General features: G+C 38.7%; 18 protein-coding genes. 13 read left to right on the forward strand and 5 right to left on the reverse strand.

The features are described 5' to 3' along the window. Positions 1 to 62: 62 nt before the first annotated feature. The 4 genes from tpx (at position 63) to ABES52_RS09330 (ending at position 4050) form a co-directional block, all read left to right on the forward strand. Positions 63 to 563, forward strand: a complete 501-nt coding sequence (tpx, locus tag ABES52_RS09315; RefSeq protein ID WP_429650933.1) for a thiol peroxidase — start codon at positions 63 to 65, stop codon at positions 561 to 563. Positions 564 to 670: 107 nt separating this feature from the next. Beyond that, a complete protein-coding gene (locus ABES52_RS09320; RefSeq protein WP_429650885.1) occupies positions 671 to 1660 on the forward strand; it encodes a class I SAM-dependent methyltransferase in 990 nt (329 codons plus the stop codon). Between the two features lie 194 nt (positions 1661 to 1854). After that, a complete protein-coding gene (locus ABES52_RS09325) occupies positions 1855 to 3045 on the forward strand; it encodes an acetate kinase (RefSeq protein WP_429650886.1) in 1191 nt (396 codons plus the stop codon). 171 nt (positions 3046 to 3216) lie between these two features. After that, the gene (locus tag ABES52_RS09330; RefSeq protein WP_429650887.1) at positions 3217 to 4050 is read left to right on the forward strand and encodes an EcsC family protein; all 834 of its coding nucleotides are present in this window, start codon (positions 3217 to 3219) and stop codon (positions 4048 to 4050) included. A 39-nt stretch (positions 4051 to 4089) separates the two neighbouring features. On the opposite strand, the gene ABES52_RS09335 is transcribed toward ABES52_RS09330, so the two are convergent. Beyond that, complete coding sequence (locus tag ABES52_RS09335) at positions 4090 to 4407, reverse strand: hypothetical protein (RefSeq protein WP_429650888.1); 318 nt, start codon at positions 4405 to 4407, stop codon at positions 4090 to 4092. A gap of 199 nt (positions 4408 to 4606) precedes the next feature. Here ABES52_RS09335 and ABES52_RS09340 point away from each other — a divergent pair, with 199 nt between their 5' ends. From ABES52_RS09340 to ald, 4 genes are all read left to right on the forward strand, one after another. Next, entirely contained in the window at positions 4607 to 5812 is a 1206-nt protein-coding gene (locus tag ABES52_RS09340) for an argininosuccinate synthase (RefSeq protein WP_429650889.1), read from the forward strand. Further along, complete coding sequence (gene argH / locus ABES52_RS09345) at positions 5809 to 7191, forward strand: argininosuccinate lyase (protein WP_429650890.1); 1383 nt, start codon at positions 5809 to 5811, stop codon at positions 7189 to 7191. Before ABES52_RS09340 ends, argH begins: the two co-directional genes overlap by 4 nt. Positions 7192 to 7465: 274 nt before the next feature. Continuing rightward, entirely contained in the window at positions 7466 to 7618 is a 153-nt protein-coding gene (locus ABES52_RS09350) for a hypothetical protein (protein WP_429650891.1), read from the forward strand. A 159-nt stretch (positions 7619 to 7777) separates the two neighbouring features. Continuing rightward, positions 7778 to 8899 carry an alanine dehydrogenase gene (ald, locus tag ABES52_RS09355; RefSeq protein WP_429650892.1) on the forward strand — a complete coding sequence of 374 codons (1122 nt, stop codon included), beginning with the start codon at positions 7778 to 7780 and terminating at the stop codon, positions 8897 to 8899. A 65-nt stretch (positions 8900 to 8964) separates the two neighbouring features. Here ald and ABES52_RS09360 read toward each other — a convergent pair whose 3' ends face one another. Beyond that, positions 8965 to 10062, reverse strand: a complete 1098-nt coding sequence (locus tag ABES52_RS09360) for a M24 family metallopeptidase (RefSeq protein WP_429650893.1) — start codon at positions 10060 to 10062, stop codon at positions 8965 to 8967. A gap of 187 nt (positions 10063 to 10249) precedes the next feature. Between ABES52_RS09360 and ABES52_RS09365 the strand changes: the two genes are divergently transcribed. From ABES52_RS09365 to ABES52_RS09375, 3 genes are all read left to right on the forward strand, one after another. Next, positions 10250 to 10933 carry a metal-dependent hydrolase gene (locus ABES52_RS09365; protein WP_429650894.1) on the forward strand — a complete coding sequence of 228 codons (684 nt, stop codon included), beginning with the start codon at positions 10250 to 10252 and terminating at the stop codon, positions 10931 to 10933. A 129-nt stretch (positions 10934 to 11062) separates the two neighbouring features. Beyond that, the gene (locus ABES52_RS09370; RefSeq protein WP_429650895.1) at positions 11063 to 11311 is read left to right on the forward strand and encodes a hypothetical protein; all 249 of its coding nucleotides are present in this window, start codon (positions 11063 to 11065) and stop codon (positions 11309 to 11311) included. 65 nt (positions 11312 to 11376) lie between these two features. Next, entirely contained in the window at positions 11377 to 12690 is a 1314-nt protein-coding gene (locus tag ABES52_RS09375) for a DRTGG domain-containing protein (RefSeq protein ID WP_429650896.1), read from the forward strand. A 41-nt stretch (positions 12691 to 12731) separates the two neighbouring features. On the opposite strand, the gene ABES52_RS09380 is transcribed toward ABES52_RS09375, so the two are convergent. Beyond that, positions 12732 to 13025 (reverse strand): YtpI family protein, encoded by a 294-nt coding sequence (locus tag ABES52_RS09380; RefSeq protein ID WP_429650897.1) that lies wholly within the window; start codon positions 13023 to 13025, stop codon positions 12732 to 12734. Positions 13026 to 13121: 96 nt separating this feature from the next. Between ABES52_RS09380 and ABES52_RS09385 the strand changes: the two genes are divergently transcribed. Beyond that, complete coding sequence (locus ABES52_RS09385; RefSeq protein WP_429650898.1) at positions 13122 to 14063, forward strand: DHH family phosphoesterase; 942 nt, start codon at positions 13122 to 13124, stop codon at positions 14061 to 14063. Positions 14064 to 14104: 41 nt separating this feature from the next. Here ABES52_RS09385 and ytrI read toward each other — a convergent pair whose 3' ends face one another. Together ytrI and ytrH are read right to left on the reverse strand one after the other, a co-directional pair. Continuing rightward, entirely contained in the window at positions 14105 to 14611 is a 507-nt protein-coding gene (gene ytrI / locus ABES52_RS09390) for a sporulation membrane protein YtrI (protein ID WP_429650899.1), read from the reverse strand. Then, a complete protein-coding gene (gene ytrH, locus ABES52_RS09395; RefSeq protein WP_429650900.1) occupies positions 14608 to 14952 on the reverse strand; it encodes a sporulation membrane protein YtrH in 345 nt (114 codons plus the stop codon). Before ytrH ends, ytrI begins: the two co-directional genes overlap by 4 nt. A 140-nt stretch (positions 14953 to 15092) precedes the next feature. Between ytrH and dnaE the strand changes: the two genes are divergently transcribed. After that, complete coding sequence (dnaE, locus tag ABES52_RS09400; protein ID WP_429650901.1) at positions 15093 to 18440, forward strand: DNA polymerase III subunit alpha; 3348 nt, start codon at positions 15093 to 15095, stop codon at positions 18438 to 18440. The last annotated feature ends 46 nt before the right edge of the window (positions 18441 to 18486 follow it).

The following is an 18486-nucleotide window of genomic DNA, read 5'->3' on the forward strand; positions in this document are numbered from 1 at the left end:
TTTTATTTGATAAAAAACAAGATATTTCGGTATGATGAAGAGGAAGAAGATCGTTAGGAGGAATCGCAATGGTAACGTTCAAAGGGAAAAAAGTTACATTATTAGGAAATCAGGTGCAGGTAGGGGATAAAGCGCCGAACTTTACAGTATTAGCGAACGACTTATCAGAAGTAACATTAGACGATACGAAAGGTTCCGTTCGCCTCATCAGCGTAGTACCTTCTCTTGATACTGGGGTTTGTGATGCACAAACACGTCGTTTTAATGAAGAAGCGTCTAAATTAGATAATGTAAAGGTATTAACCATTTCAGTTGACCTTCCATTTGCTCAAAAACGTTGGTGCGGGGCAGCTGGTGTTGAAAACGTTCAAACATTATCTGATCATCGTGACCTTTCTTTTGGTAAAGCCTATGGAGTAGCTATTAAAGAATTACGTTTATTAGCACGTGCTATATTTGTTGTCGATTCCTCAGACACAGTAACCTATGTTGAATATGTTGACGAAGTGACGAATCATCCAAATTACGAAGCAGCAATTGAAGCGGCAAAAGCAGCAAAATAATTTTTCATCTTAGACTCCCCGTTTAATTCGGGGAGTTTTTCATTCAACTGTTGTTCTTTTTTAATCCATGATAAAATAGGGCGATAGAATGTAGTCAGGAGGAATGAATGGTGAAAGTTTCGCCAGTAGAACAATTATTTACGGCATTTGATGAAACGGCAACGTTGCTTGAAGAAGAACTATCTTGCACTTATTTAGAAGCACTTGCTGAAGCCGGAGAAGACTTTTTTCATTATACTGTACTTCAAGACGAAGTGAGCGAAGTTACAAAAAAGCGTATTCAAAAAAAAATAGAGGAAGTAAATGTCGATCGGTTTTCCAGTGAACAAATTCGAAAAGCATTTCAACTGTGTATTTTAAAGGGAATGAAAAAACATACGCAGCCTCATCATCAAATGACACCTGATTCCATTGGCTTAATTGTTAGCTATCTTATAGGGAAGTTTATGAACACTTCTTTATCATTCTCTTTACTAGACCCGGCCATTGGAACAGGAAACTTAGTGTATACCATTTTGAACGGGATGCCGGAAAAGCAAATTCAAACATATGGGGTCGATGTGGACGATGTACTCCTAAAGTTAGCATATACAAATGCCAATTTACAAAAGCATTCCATTCAACTATACAATCAAGATTCGATAGCACCACTTCTTGTTCCAAAAGTAGACGCTGTTGTATGCGATTTACCAGTTGGGTACTATCCTGATGATATTAGAGCCCAAGAATATCGCTTAAAAGCAAAAGAAGGACATTCATATGCTCATCATTTATTACTAGAACAAAGTATCAATTATACAAAAGATGGTGGATACTTGTTTTTTGTGATACCTAATCATTTATTTGAGTCTGATCAATCGAAGCAATTACACGAATACATTAAAGAGGTTGCCAACATTCAAGCAGTATTACAGTTGCCTTTATCCATGTTCAAAAGCGAAAAATTAGCTAAGAGTATTTTTATTTTGCAAAAGAAAAAAGACGGCGTGAAACCACCGAAGCAAGTATTACTTGCTCAATTACCAAAACTGTCCGATGGTCAAGCGATGGAGCGATTTTTATGGAAGGTAGACAATTGGTTTGAAGAAAATAACTAATCTTTAGGCTGGAGTTAAATACTTCAGCCTTTTGCTATGAATATTTTTCAAAACAATTCGAAAATAATTACATTAAGATGAAAACGATAACAATCATGAGAGGTTCTTGCAATCTTTAAGAGTGAGTGATTAAATGGAGAAATGGATATGTTTTTTTCGGACACCGAATTTTTCACATAGAAGGAGCGGTATAAATGACTAAAATTATTGCAATTAACGCGGGAAGTTCATCGCTTAAATTTCAGCTTTTTGACATGCCGAAAGAAACGGTCATTACGAAAGGAATTATTGAGCGAATTGGTTTAAATGATTCTATTTTTAACATTACATTAAACGGAGAAAAGAAGAAGGAAGTTTTAGATATTCCAAATCATGAAGTAGCAGTAAAATTGCTTTTAGATAAATTAACTTCGTATGGCATTATTAATTCCCTTGACGAAATTGAAGGAATTGGACATCGGGTGGTCCATGGAGGAGAAGAATTTACAGATTCTGCATTAATTACGGACGAAGTGTTAGCAAAAATCGAAAAGCTATTTGATTTAGCTCCGCTTCATAACCCAGCGAACGTAACGGGAATTAAAGCGTTCCAAGCAGTGTTACCAAATGTTCCAGCGGTTGCGGTATTTGATACAGCATTCCATCAAACAATGCCAGAAAGCTCCTACCTTTATAGTTTACCATACGAATATTATGAGAAATTTGGAATTCGTAAATATGGGTTCCATGGAACGAGCCATAAGTATGTTTCCCAGCGGGCAGCTGAACTATTAGGTCGTCCAATTGAGCAATTACGTCTCATCTCTTGTCACTTAGGTAATGGGGCAAGTATTGCCGCAATTGAAGGTGGAAAATCGATTGATACGTCGATGGGCTTCACACCGTTAGCAGGTGTCACCATGGGAACTCGCTCAGGTAACATTGACCCCGCATTAATCCCATACATTATGGACAAAACCGGTAAATCCGCTGATGAAGTGTTAGAGATTTTAAATAAGAAAAGCGGAATGCTTGGAGTGTCTGGTTTCTCTAGTGATTTACGTGACATTGAAGACGAAGCAGCAAAAGGTAACGAACGTGCTGAACTAGCCCTTGAAGTGTTTGCTAACCGTATTCATAAATATATTGGTTCATACGCAGCTCGTATGTGTGGTGTAGATGCGATTATCTTTACGGCTGGAATTGGGGAAAATAGTGATGTGATCCGGGCAAAAGTATTACGCGGACTTGAATTTATGGGAGTATATTGGGATCCATCTTTAAACAAAGTGCGTGGAAAAGAAGCGTTCATTAGCTATCCACATTCTCCAGTAAAAGTATTAGTGATCCCAACGAACGAAGAAGTGATGATTGCGCGTGACGTTGTGCGTGTGGCAGGATTATAAATTTTTTATGGATCAGCTAAGAGAAATTCTCTTAGCTGTTTTTTTTGTCTTTGCAAATGGTACTTCCTCTTAGGATAATATGCTTTCTTAAGTACATTTTAAGCCATCGTTTGAAAAGAGAAAAATATGGTATACTAAACGTAATATGGATGAATGTGGAGGTTAAAATAAATGGTTTGGTCTGAAAGGGAGCAAGCATATTGGAATGAAATTCTTGACTTTGAAAGGAACCTCCTGCAATACGAACCGAACGACTTTGAGCTTACATATGAAAAATGGTTAGAAAAAGGGTTGACGCTTGTCCCAGCGGAAACGCGAGAACTATTTTTTGAGCAATTTGATCAACTGTTTTTTCATATTCATTCCCTTCTTCAAGGTTCTCAATTTCAAATGGATGCCCGTGATCGAATTTTAACCGCTGCCCGAGCGTTTGATGATACAGTAGAATCTATTTCTGATTTGAAGCGATTGTCGATCGACCAGCTTCATTATATTGCTCAACAGCAAAGCTCCAGGCATCGAATTTATTCTCTTCTTCAAGGCGCAGCTGTTGGGATAGGTGGAACTTTAGCTTTAAGCAGTGATTATTTGGCGATGACTATCATCAATTTACGGGCAGTACAATTGATTTCCATGTCGTACGGTTACGAGGTAAATTCACCGTATGAAATGATGACATCGTTAAAAGTGTATCATACATCGACGTTACCTTTACGTTTACGTGCTGCCGGATGGATGAAATTGAAAGAGGAGATTGGAGACGAGCACTACTTTTATTTTGGTTCAGAAAAGTTGACGAATGAAACTTGGTTGCAAGGACCGTTGAAACAAGTATTAAAAACAATGTTGATTCTAACTTTTAAGAGAAAGCAATTTTCAGGAGTTCCTTTCATCAGTATGGCTATTGGCGCTGGGGCCAACTATCAACTGACGCGCAATGTCACGAACATGTCCGAAAAATTTTATCAAATGCGCTTGTTAATGGAAAAACAAGCCCAAACCTAATGAAAAGGCAAAAGGCATCATGCTTTTTGCCTTTTTTGATTATGTATCCGCTTTTTTCACTGTGATGTGCCCTTGTACTCGATACCAAATCCATAAATCGTTAATAATAGACGCAAGTTCTGCTATCTGTTGATTGATTTGACATGATCGTTCAAATTTTTCTTCTTCCCCTAATTGGTGTTGCAGCATGTCAATTTGTTGCTCTACCTCTCGAATCCGATCAGGAATTTGCCCACGAATATGCTCCCATTCTAATAAAATCCTCATCTGTTCTTCTTTTAAATACTGCTCCCACTCTTTGGACAAGTGAGGGAGGTAAATACCAAGGCGTTGATCCCAACAAAAGTAATTTGTCATTTTTATCATCCTTTTTACGTGTGAATTCCTATGTCTATTGTAAGGGACTTTCATTATTTTTACTAACTACTAATATTTATTCAATTATATAAATAAATATTGAAATAGTACTTAATAAGTGCTATCCTTTTACCATAGAAAATAAGAATAAATTATTATTTGTTTGTATTTTTATTCAATTAAGGAGGAGGACAATCCAGTGGCGGAAAAGGTAGTATTAGCGTATTCTGGGGGACTTGATACATCTGTTGCAATACAATGGCTAAAAGATCTAGGGTATGAAGTGATTGCTGTTTGTTTAGATGTTGGAGAAGGAAAAGATTTAGAGTTTATTCAAAAGAAAGCTCTTCAAGTAGGGGCGTTAAAAAGTTATGTGATCGATGCGAAAGAAGAATTCGCCAACGAGTATGCGTTAGTAGCCCTTCAAGCTCATACGTTATATGAAGGAAAATATCCACTCGTGTCCGCTTTATCACGTCCGTTGATTGCGAAAAAATTGGTGGAAATAGCAGAACTCGAAAGGGCAACAGCGGTTGGGCACGGTTGTACGGGGAAAGGAAATGACCAAGTTCGTTTTGAAGTTTCTATTAAAGCTTTAAATCCTTCGTTAAAAGTGGTGGCGCCTGTTCGTGAGTGGAGCTGGTCGCGTGAAGAAGAAATCGAATATGCAAAACAAAGAGGAATTCCGATTCCAGTCGACATAGATAGCCCATATTCTATCGATCAAAATTTATGGGGAAGAAGTAACGAATGCGGCATATTGGAAGATCCGTGGGCTGCACCACCTGAAGAGGCGTACGATTTAACATCTTCAATTGAAGACGCTCCCGATAAGCCTGAATGGATAGAAATTGAATTTGAAAAAGGAGTACCTGTAGCGATAAATGGACAGACTTATCCTCTTTACGAACTGATTTTAACGCTCAATCAGTTAGCAGGTAAGCACGGAGTTGGGCGTATTGACCATGTAGAAAATCGATTAGTCGGTATTAAATCACGTGAAGTATATGAATGTCCAGCTGCGATAACTCTTATCAAGGCGCATAAAGAACTAGAAGATTTGACACTTGTTAAAGAGGTTGCCCATTTTAAACCGTTCATTGAACAAAAATTAGCGGAGCTCATTTATAACGGATTATGGTTTTCCCCATTGAAAAATGCGCTTGTGTCATTTTTAAAAGAAACGCAACAAGTGGTGACAGGTACGGTACGAGTGAAATTGTTTAAAGGTCATGCAATCGTAGAAGGTCGAAAATCACCGTTTTCGTTGTATAATGAAAAGCTTGCTACGTATACGGCTGAAGATGAATTTGATCATTCTGCAGCTGTCGGGTTCATTCAATTATGGGGACTTCCAACAACGGTTCATCGTATGGTGCATCAATCGGAGAAGGTGACAAAATGACAAAATTGTGGGGAGGCCGCTTTACGAAAACGGCGGCTGAATGGGTAGATGCTTTTGGTGCTTCCATTCCTTTTGACCAAGAACTTGTCTTTGAAGATATCGAAGGAAGCAAGGCGCACGCCCGTATGTTAGGAACATGCGGCATTCTAACAGAAGAAGAAACGAATAAAATTCTTCAAGGGTTGCAATCAATTCAGAAAAAAGTCGAAAAAGGGGAAGTCGAGTTTTCGATTGCACTGGAAGATATTCATATGAACATCGAAAAATTGTTAATCGATGAAATCGGACCGATTGGAGGAAAATTGCATACAGCACGAAGTCGGAACGATCAAGTGGCTACCGATATGCACCTTTATTTGAAAAAGAAAGTGAAAATGATTATCGAGGCCATTGAAGAAATGCAACAAGCACTCCTTCATCAAGCGGAACAACATGTAGAGACAATTATGCCTGGATATACCCATTTACAACGTGCACAACCGATCTCATTTGCTCATCATTTAATGGCGTATTTTTGGATGCTTGAACGTGATAAAGGACGGTTGAAGGATTCGTTAAAACGAATCGACTACTCTCCTTTAGGTGCAGGAGCGTTAGCCGGAACTACTTTTCCGATCGATCGTTCGTTCACAGCGGCCGAACTGGGGTTTACTAACATCTACGAAAACAGTATGGATGCTGTAAGCGATCGTGATTTTATCGTCGAATTTTTAAGCCATGCATCGTTGTTGATGATGCACTTATCACGCTTAGCGGAGGAATTCATTTTATGGTCGAGCCAGGAGTACCATTTTATCGAACTAGATGATACGTTTGCTACGGGCAGTAGCATCATGCCGCAAAAGAAAAACCCGGATATGGCTGAGCTCATTCGTGGAAAAACAGGACGAGTGTACGGTCATCTTTTCAGTTTGCTAACTGTTTTAAAAGGATTACCACTTGCGTATAACAAAGACATGCAAGAAGACAAAGAGGGGATGTTTGATACGGTTGCTACCGTTACTGGTTGTTTAAAGATTTTTACGGGTATGATTGTGACAATGAAGGTAAATCACATGAATATGGAACAAGCAACAAAACAAGATTTTTCAAATGCAACTGAGCTAGCCGATTATTTAGCGAGTAAAGGCATTCCGTTTCGAAAAGCTCATGAATTGGTTGGAAAGTTAGTATTATTATGCCTGCAAAAAGGATGTTATTTAACGGATTTAACGTTAGCTGAGTTTCAGAAAGCATCTCCATTAATTGATGAAGATATTTACAATATCTTATCTCCTTACGAAGCAGTAAAAAGACGTAATTCCGATGGTGGAACAGGCTTTCAACAAGTAAGGAAACAAATTGAAAAAGCAAAAAAATTGCTTCATCCAAACTTATAGTTCTGCTCCCTCTTTATTTCGAAGAAGAGAATTACTTAATTGATGGAAGGCCTAAGGACGACTAACACAACATACGGGGCATGGCGAGTGAAATATTCGGAAACGCTACCTAATTGGAAGTCCATTTTTGGAGAAGGAGAACCAGCTGGCAATCATGATGTGCTGATATAGGTTAACACTCCTTTCCTGTTTATAATTGACATTTTTAAAAATGGATAATGCACCCCTTTTCTCAAATACTAATGCTGTATTAAAAAGAGGAAAGGGGTATTTTATGAAAAAACGTGAGCCAAAAGAATCACTCACATACGACGAAAATGGGACTGAACAAGTGAGTCAACAAATTATGAATGCCTATTTTTCAGGCAGTATGGACGAACAAGAGGAATTTTTTCCTTCAAATAACGAGGATCCAAATGAACGATAAGGCACTTTCATAGTGCCTTTACATATTCTTGCTCCTGTTTGTTGAATTAGGTAATACCATTAAATTTGTTTAGCATTTTTTTTGTGAAAATGTTATATTAATTATGATTTGTCCCTATTGTACTAATTTTTTTATGAATTTTAACAGGAGGTTGGCATTATGCGAATCGGGGTACCTAAGGAAATAAAAAACAACGAAAACCGTGTTGCCATGACACCTGCAGGGGTCGTCAACCTTGTCAATAATGGACATGAAGTGTATATCGAAACAGGTGCTGGACTTGGCTCTGGTTTTACAGATGACGATTATAAACAAGCTGGGGCTGTCATTGTTAACACAGCAGAAGAAGCTTGGTCGATGGAGATGGTAATGAAAGTAAAAGAGCCATTACCAAGCGAATATCAATACTTCCGTGAAGGATTAATTTTATTTACCTATTTGCATCTTGCGCCAGAACCAGAATTAACGAAAGCGTTAATCGATAACAAAGTTGTTGGAATCGCTTACGAAACCGTACAATTACCGAACGGTTCGTTACCACTATTAACACCGATGAGTGAAGTGGCAGGTCGAATGGCTACGCAAATTGGTGCTCAATTCCTAGAAAAAATTTACGGAGGAAAAGGAATCCTTCTATCTGGAGTTCCTGGTGTTCAACGTGGAAAAGTTACCATCATCGGCGGTGGTGTAGCTGGTACGAACGCTGCAAAAATGGCAGTCGGACTAGGTGCCCAAGTGACGATCATCGACTTAAATCCAGATCGTTTACGTCAATTAGACGATATTTTTGGAAGCGATGTCACAACATTAATGTCAAACCCTTACAACATTGCCCAAGCGGTAAAAGATTCTGACCTAGTTATTGGAGCTGTGTTAATTCCAGGGGCAAAAGCTCCTAAGCTTGTGACAGAAGAGATGATTAAATCAATGAAACCTGGTTCTGTTGTAGTTGATATTGCGATTGACCAAGGTGGTATCTTTGAAACGACGGACCGCATTACGACTCATGATAACCCAACCTATGAAAAACATGGCATTGTACACTATGCCGTGGCGAACATGCCAGGTGCCGTTCCACGTACTTCAACAATTGCTTTAACAAATGTGACTGTACCGTATGCGTTACAAATTGCGAATAAGGGTTACAAACAAGCGTGTTTAGACAATGAAGCGTTATTAAAAGGAATTAATACATTAAATGGATATGTCACATACGCAGCAGTAGCGGAAGCTCATGGACTAGAATACGCTGATGCACGTAAGTTATTGGAGCAAATGTAATATATAATAATTAGGGACTGGCCAAACGTCAGTCCCTTTACTTTGATGAAAACATGTAATCCATTTTATTCAATGATTTTTAGTTCTTTCGGATATTTTGTTAACACTTCTACACCATCTTCTGTCACATAAACATCGTCTTCAATGCGTACACCCGCTACATTTGGAACATAAATTCCTGGTTCAATAGTAAAAACCATCCCTTTTTGAATCGTTAATTCATTGGTAGATGTAATTGACGGATATTCGTGAACACTAATTCCAAGCCCATGGCCTAATCGGTGAGGGAAAAAGTCTCCATAACCGGCCTCGTGAATGATTTGACGAGCAATTTGGTCTAGGTGTGATGCAGTTACCCCCGGCTTTGTGGCAACGACAGCTGTTTCTTCCGCTTTTCTTACCGTTTCGTAAATCGCTTTTTGTTCTTCGGAAATATCTCCAAACGCTACTGTCCGCGTAATGTCCGAGCAATATCCTTCGTAAACGACACCTAAGTCAAAAAGGACGAGATCGCCTTTTTTAATTTTCGTTAAACCTGGCGTACCGTGCGGAGAAGCGGCATTAGCCCCAGTAAGAACCATAGTAGAAAATGACATTTCAGTAACGCCTTTTTTCTTCAATTCATATTCAATCGTCGCAATAATCTCTAACTCTGTTGCTCCTTCATAAATGGCATTTACACCCGTTTCGATGGCAAAATCCGCGAGTGCTGCCGCTTTACGAATTGCCGCCAATTCTTGGTCATCTTTAATCATGCGTAGCTCTCGTAATTTTTCTTCAGCGGAAACAAATTGGACGTTTGGGAAGCGTTTCATGATTTCTTCATAGCGCTCGACATTTAAATGTACTTTTTCAATTCCCCACGTCGGTTGTTTTGGTAAGCGCTGATGAATTTTTTGTTGAATGATGTCCCAAGGGTTTTCGGTGTCTTGATACCCGATGATTTCATATTCCCACCCGGCATTTTTGACATCATTTTGTTCCATAGCAGGGCAGATTAAAATTGGTTCACTTTGTTGGAAGACTAGAAGGCCGAGTAAACGTTCATGAGGCTCGCTTCGGAATCCACTAAAATAAAAAACATTTTCTTTCGATGAGACGAAGCAAACGTCCATCTCTTTTTCTTGCATCCAGTTTATCAGTTGTTGTAAACGTTGTTTCATTCATCCAGTCCCCTTTTTTTATTATGTATACCTTGAGATTATCAGTAACCATCCCATTTGTAAACTTTTACTCACTGTTCATCTTGGTAAACATAGCGAATGATATATTTAAAATATTAATTTAGAAGGAAAATGTCATTCTAAAGAGAATAGTATCGATGGAGGACAAATTAGAAAGGGGATTTGTATGAAAGTTTCATTCCATGGCCATGCGGTTGTAAAAATTGAAACAAACGGTACGCAAATTTTAATCGACCCATTTATTAATGGAAATGAAATAACGGATTTAATTGTAGAAGAACAACGCCCAGATGTGATTATTTTAACGCACGGTCATAATGACCATGTAGGAGATACGATTGAAATTGCTAAAAAAAATGATGCCCTTGTTGTTGCCAATTATGAATTAGCTACATACCTAAGTTGGAAGGGACTGCGTACCCATCCAATGCATATTGGTGGTGCCCATCACTTTGATTTTGGAAAAGTAAAATTAACTCCAGCCCTTCATGGTTCAGGATATGTAACGGAAAATAATGAACTTGTATATATGGGGATGCCGACAGGTGTATTGCTTACAGCTGAAGGGAAAACAATCTATCATGCAGGAGATACGGGATTGTTCTCAGATATGAAACTAATTGGAGAGATGAACGACATCGACCTCGCGTTTTTACCGATTGGAGATAACTTTACGATGGGACCAGAAGATGCAGCGGTCGCCGCGAAGTTTTTACAAGCGAAAACAGTTGTACCAATTCATTTCGATACCTTCCCGAAAATTAAACAAGACCCAGAGAAATTTGTTCAGCTTCTTGGGGAAGGCATTCAAGCAAGAGTTATGAAAGCTGGAGATGTTATCGAGTTATAAGAAATGCAGGACTGACCTGACTTTATGATAAAGTTGGGCCAGTCCTTTTTTATAGGTATGATATGGTTTACCTTTTGCATAAAATGAGAAAAACGAGAGAGTCGATGCATAATGGAAGGGGAGATTTTCGTGAAAGCCAAATATATTTTATGTATTCTTGTCACTTGTTTATTATTGTATATCGCATTACCATATTTCTCGTTTTCTGGGACTACATTACGAATTTTGTTTGAAGGAACATGGTTAGCTTTTGCTTTTGTTGTCATATCAGGAAATGTTGTCGCCCTTCTCTTTTCTGTTGAACGAAGTATACGGCCAGTACGAAAAAAAGAACAAAAGCAAGAAGGCAAGCGAATGTATCATTCATCAAGCCGTTGAATACCCTTCCTTTTCTCTTTATAATGATAGTAAGTTGATATATGGGCGAGAAAAGGGTGAATGGCTTGGCGACAAAGCACGAACAAATTTTACAATATATTGACCAACTGCCAGTTGGAGAGAAAATCTCGGTCAGACAAATTGCAAAAGCGCTAAACGTAAGTGAAGGAACTGCTTATCGCGCGATCAAAGATGCCGAGAATAAAGGATATGTGAGCACAATTGAACGTGTCGGTACGATTCGAATCGAACGAAAGAAAAAAGAAAATATTGAAAAGTTAACCTTTGCCGAGGTAGTTAATATCATCGATGGACAAGTACTTGGCGGAAAAGCGGGACTACATAAAACATTAACGAAATTTGTTATTGGCGCCATGAAGCTGGAAGCGATGATGCGATATACCGGAGCGGGAAACTTACTCATTGTCGGAAATCGGACAAAAGCCCATGAACATGCACTCAAAGCAGGAGCAGCTGTATTAATTACCGGTGGTTTCGATACAGAAGATCATGTGAAAAAGCTGGCCGACGAATTAGAATTGCCGATTATTTCGACAAGCTACGATACGTTTACGGTTGCGACAATGATTAATCGGGCGATTTATGACCAGTTAATTAAAAAAGAAATTGTGTTAGTTGAAGATATTTTAACCCCATTAGAAAAAACGGTTTACTTGTCCGTAAAAGATACGGTAGGCAGCTGGTACGAAAAAAAACGAGAAACGCTTCATAGCCGTTTCCCAGTAGTAGACCAAGGTTTAAAAGTGCTCGGTATGGTCACCTCAAAAGATGTGATGGGTCAAAACGAGGACACCCCTATTGAGAAAGTTATGACGAAATCGCCAATTACCGTACATGGCAAAACGAGCGTAGCTTCTGCCGCTCATATGATGATTTGGGAAGGGATCGAACTGCTCCCGGTGGTTGATCAACAAAACAGACTAATGGGGATCATTAGTCGACAAGATGTTTTAAAAGCGTTGCAAATGATACAACGGCAACCCCAAATTGGCGAAACGATTGACGACATCGTTGCTGCACAATTAACGACTCTTGAAGATGAACAAGAAGAAGATGTTTTCCAATTTGAAGTAACCCCGCAAATGACAAACCAATTAGGAGCAATTTCCTATGGAGTATTTACCTCATTAGTGACCGAAGCAACTAACAGAGTATTACGGAATCATAAAAAAGGAGATTTAGTCGTAGAGAATATGACTATCTATTTTATTAAACCGGTTCAAATTGAGAGTAAAATCACGATTCATCCTAAGGTACTAGAAGTCGGCCGAAAGTTTGGAAAGGTCGATGTAGAAGTTTTCAATGAAGGGGTATTAGTCGGTAAGGCATTAATGATGTGTCAGCTTATTGACCGATAGAAAAGGGACGCCTAATGAGACGTCCCTTCTTTTTCAATCGATTATTCGTTTATTTGTTTTAAAAAGTATGGCAAATAATGACGATACGCTCGATATCCGGACCAAGCGCTTAAGCTTCCGATAAGAATAAACAGTCCGCCAACAATGTATGTAACGGTTGTATGGTATAAGAAAAATTGATTTAAGCCAAAAAGGGCAACAAACAGTCCGAGAGCGATACTTGATTTACTAGAGATCCATTTCTTTTCTAAATCGTTTTTGCTTCGAAAGTAACGCGCTTTATAATAGACGTAAAAGGATAACGAACTAATAATCAAGATAACTAATACTGGCATTGTTGTATCCCCCATTTTCTACTGTCATTCCCCTTTATTGTAACGGCATTAGAAGAAAAATGCCAATAAAGATATATAGAAAAGGAGTCAACCAATATGAAAGAGACGATTTTACAATTAATTCAATCCTATGAAACCATCATCGTTCATCGCCACGTCCGCCCTGACCCGGATGCATACGGTTCGCAAGGAGGACTAGTGGAAATTTTACAAGCATCGTTTCCGGAAAAACAAATTTTTGCCGTAGGCGAAGATGACCCATCATTACAATTTCTCCGGAAGGTAGACCAAGTTGATGATCAACAATTTGAAAATGCCTTAATAATTATTTGCGATACGGCGAATAAAGAACGAATCGACGATGAGCGATATCGATTAGGTAAACAGGTGATAAAAATCGACCACCATCCAAATGAAGATCCATATGGGGATGTTAATTGGGTAGAGACGTCGGCTAGTTCAACGAGTGAAATGATTTATGAATTTTATTTGTTTGGAAAAGATAAAGGATTGAAAATAACAGACGAGGCAGCACGCCTGTTATACGCTGGGATTGTTGGGGATACAGGGCGTTTCTTATATCCAAGTACGACAGAAAAAACGTTTCGGTATGCCGGTGAATTAGTGAACTATTCCTTTGACCGAAATGAATTGTATAACCAACTATATGAATTAGAAGAAAAAGTCGTTAAATTACAAGGATACGTACTGCAAAATTTCCAAATGTACGAAAATGGAGCTGCTTTTGTTACGATGAAAAAAGATTTGCTCGAGGAGTTTCAAGTCACTCCTTCTGAGGCCTCCCAAATTGTTAGTATTTTAGGAAACGTAAAAGGAATTAAAGCATGGTGTTTCTTCGTGGAGGAGGAAGACCAAATTCGCGTCCGCTTACGTTCCAAAGGTCCAATTATTAATGAAATTGCCAAAAAATATCATGGTGGGGGACATCCTTTAGCAGCTGGTGCCTCCGTTTATTCTTGGGAGGAAGTTGAAAGCGTTAAAAAAGATATTTTAGATGTTTGCGACCCACATCAATAACTGAAGTACAAAAGAGGGATATTTTTTGGATCCCTCTTTTTTTACTCCGCAAGCCTGAGTTCTAAATACACATAAATAGTTGTAAAAAAATACAATTCCTTAACGACAAAACGGTATCGTTTTTCGTTTATTTTGATTGTTTTATTTTCAATCGTCTTCTTTAACAATTCACGGTTTTTAAACACCACTTCTAAATCTTTAGCTAGTAACACTTGTAAATCTTTTTTAACCGCCTCTTCTGTTAAGAAAATGCTATGCTTATCTTCAATTTCGTACCTTTGGAAGTTCGTAATTTTTACTTTAATATCTTGTACTTTTAATAGTTCTTTATTTTTTTTGTTCACCGCGATAAACTCTTCCTGCCAAATGGAGATACTATGTTTTAATTCTTTAATTTCTTCTTGTTGCTGATCAATTAACTTCGTTTGTTTTTCTTGGAGCGAACCGAAGATAAATAAAAAAATGAGCCAACTAATCATCCCTCCTAAGGCAACGCCGGCAAGAAAACGTTGCATGTGCGGTTGGTGATGGTAAGACGATACCCTCATGAGGTAATGTACTCCTGTGTAAACCATTTGATGATAAGGGCTCCGGTTTGGGCACCACCTAGTGCCGAAAGAATAAGTAAAAATTGTTTAAATAAGTCTTTCGTTTCTCCCTCGATTAACCCTCGTTCCATATGATAAACCGTATCGAACGTTCCACCGATAGCTGCGACAATCGCCCAGATGCGAAGTAACTTTGATAAACGATAAATGTGAGTAAATGGAGGTTCTCCCGTTAAAAAGGCCGCTAGCCCACCGATAATCGATCCTCCGAGAATAACGCCTAATGCAATAAAATAACTATTAAAAAACGTCGGAAAAAACGCTTCATTCAAACTGATCATCCTCTCATGATCAAATTACGCTTTAATACACTATATGGGACAAACATAGAAAATATGTGACGGTACAAAAAGCGAACATAATTTCTTTTTTATAAAAAGGAATCTATAATGAAAGTAGCATAAAAAAGGAAGTGAAGAGAGTGTCGTTCGTTCATTTACAAGTAATGAGCGCTTACAGTTTATTATCAAGTACAATTTCGATTTCCTCTCTTGTAAAACAAGCGCTAAAGCTAAACTATTCAGCTTTAGCGCTTACGGACCGAAATGTTTTGTATGGGGCCATTCCTTTTTACAAGGAATGTATGGCCCATGGAATTAAGCCGATTATCGGTTTAATGATTGATGTGGAAAGTGTACTCGAAGAAGACAAAGCATTTCCTCTCGTATTATTAGCACAAAATAACGAAGGATATAAAAACTTAATTAAACTATCAAGTGCTTACGGAACTAAAGGGGTCTCCGGCGTCCGATTAAAGTGGTTGCAAGCGTATCGGGATGGAATCATTGCTATCACTCCAGGAATGGAAGGAGAGATTGAGCAATGTCTTCTCCAAGGAGATCAGGAAGGGGCTATAAAAGTCGCTGCAACGTTTCGAAGAATTTTTCCACAGTTTTATTTAGCACTCCAACATTTAAACAAAAAAGAAGAACGGACGTTAGTTCCTCAAATAAAAGAGTTAGCCCATTCGTTAACCATTCCACTTGTAGCTACAAATGATGTTCGTTATTTAACAAAGGAGGACGCGTTTACGTATGAATGTCTTGTGGCGATAAAAGAAGGACGTATGATAAAAGAAGATGAACGACTAGAAGATACCAACCATTACCTTAAGTCAAAAAAGGAAATGGTCGAACTCTTTCAAGATGAGGTGGATGCTCTAGAACAATCAGTTTTAATTGCCCAAAAGTGCCATGTGGAACTTTCGTTTGATCAACCCCACTTGCCGAAATATCCATTGCCATCAAATCAAACAGCTAGTACATTTTTGCGTACCCTTTGTGAACAAGGATTGAACGATCGTTATTCGGAAGTCACCGAAAAACATCGAGCACGGCTAAACTATGAACTACAAGTTATTGAGCAAATGGGGTTTGCTGATTATTTTTTAATCGTCTGGGACTTTATGAAATTTGCACGCAAAAAAGGTATTTTAACTGGTCCCGGGCGGGGATCGGCAGCTGGTTCGCTCGTCGCTTATGTACTACATATTACCGATGTCGATCCATTAAAGTATGGTTTGCTTTTTGAACGGTTTTTAAATCCGGAACGTATTACGATGCCAGATATCGATATTGACTTTCCAGATCATCGTCGGGAAGAAATCATCAATTATGTTGTCCAAAAATACGGAAGCATGCATGTCGCCCAAATTATTACATTTGGTACGTTCGGGGCAAAAGCGGTCATTCGAGATTTAGGAAAGGTGTTCGGTTTTCAAAATAGAGAAATTGATCAATTGTCTAAGATGATTCCGTCCAGAACGGGTATTACTTTAAAGGAGGCGTATCAAGAATCTGTTCCCCTCCAACAATTTGTTCAATCATCTCCCGTTCATCAAACCTTTTTCCAAACGGCCGTCAAGCTTGAAGGATTGCCGCGCCATACGTCAACCCATGCAGCGGGAGTGGTCATTACCGATGAACCATTAACAGACATTGTACCGATTCAACGAGGGCAACAAGATTTTTATTTAACGCAATACTCAATGGATGTGTTAGAAACGCTCGGAGTTTTAAAAATGGATTTTTTAGGCCTGCGGAATTTGTCAATCATTGAACATATTTTGCACATGATTCAAAAAGAACAAGGAGTACGTATCGATATTCGGTCGATTCCACTCGATGATGAAAAAACGTACCAATTGTTAAGCCGTGGAGATACGTTAGGAATTTTCCAATTAGAATCAGAAGGGATGAGACGCGTATTACGTGAGTTGCGACCAACGCATTTTGAAGATATTGTGGCGGTCAATTCGTTGTATCGTCCTGGACCGATGGAGCAAATTCCTCTCTACATCCAACGGAAACACGGCCGTCAAGCCGTACCGTCCATTCATCCAGATATTGATCAGATTTTACATACAACGTACGGTGTGATAGTGTACCAAGAGCAAATTATGGAAATCGCAGCCGAAATGGCCGGTTTTTCATTAGGAGAAGCAGATTTACTTCGGCGTGCGGTCAGCAAAAAAAAGAAAGAAGTGCTTGACCGTGAACGGAGTCACTTTGTGGAAGGGGCCTTAGCGAAAGGGTATGATCAAGCAACAGCAACCTCTGTTTATGACTTGATTGTACGTTTTGCCAATTACGGATTTAATCGCAGTCATGCCGTTGCCTACAGTTTGATTGCCTATCAAATGGCGTACTTAAAAACACACTATCCACTCGCTTTTTATGCGGCGTTATTGTCATCGGTGATTGGACATGAACAAAAGATTAGTCAATACGTGATAGAGGCGAAACAGAAAGGTTTAACCATTTTGCCACCTTCTGTCAACAACAGTCATTATGTCTTTCAAGTGGAGAATAACGGAATTCGGTTTAGTTTAGCTGCCATCAAAGGAATCGGCGGAGCCGTATGGAAAGAAATTGCACGTAGTAGGCAGCAAAGGCCATTTGAAGATTTATTTGATTTTTGCTTACGCGTGTCATTAAAAACGATTAATCGCTCTGTTTTAGAATCCCTCGTGTTATCAGGTAGCTTTGATGATTTTGGAAAAGATCGGGCAACGTTATTGGCTACCATCGATGTTGCCCTCGAACATGCTGAATTAGTAAAACCAGATGATCATTTTACTTTATTTCAAGATGACGAGTCGCTCTTTTTAAAACCTAAATACGTTGAAGTAGAGCCCATGTCGCTTGATGATAAGCTAAAGGCGGAAAAGGAAGTATTGGGTATTTATTTAACTGCTCATCCCGTATCTCCATATATTTCTTTGTTCCAGCGGTTAGGTGCGACAACTATTTTTCATGTTTCGGAAGGGTCAGATGTTCGTCTAGGTGTTTATATTTCAGATCAGAAAACGATTCGCACAAAAAAAGGAGACGTGATGGCGTTTGTCCAATTAAGTGATGAAACGGGCGAAATCGAGGGGGTTCTGTTTCCGAGAGTGTATCGTCAATATGCCTCATTATGTCAAAAGGGAAAGGTTGTATTCGTAAAAGGGAAAGTCGAGGACCGGCAACTGAAAAAGCAATTGATTATCCAGCAAATGTACAACCTGGAAGAAGCGAAACAAATGGAGAGTGATTTGAAAAAAGGATTGTATATCAAAATAGAGAAACAGCGGAATGAGCAGGCGGACTGGTTACAAATAAAAAACATCATTGAAAATTATCCTGGCACTTTCCCGGTATATATATATCACGAAAAAAATGGGAAAATAATACAATTATCAAGAAAAGAATGGGTCTCTTATTCGAACGACTGCCTTCTCCAATTAAAAAATCTTTTAGGAGAGAAAAATGTTGTGTTTCGAAAGTAGAGAGGCTGGAATTACAACACTGATCAAAAGAAAAAAGGAATAAGAT

The sequence above is a fragment of the Aeribacillus pallidus genome (assembly GCF_050478865.1).
Taxonomy (GTDB): Bacteria; Bacillota; Bacilli; order Bacillales; family JACDOC01; genus JACDOC01.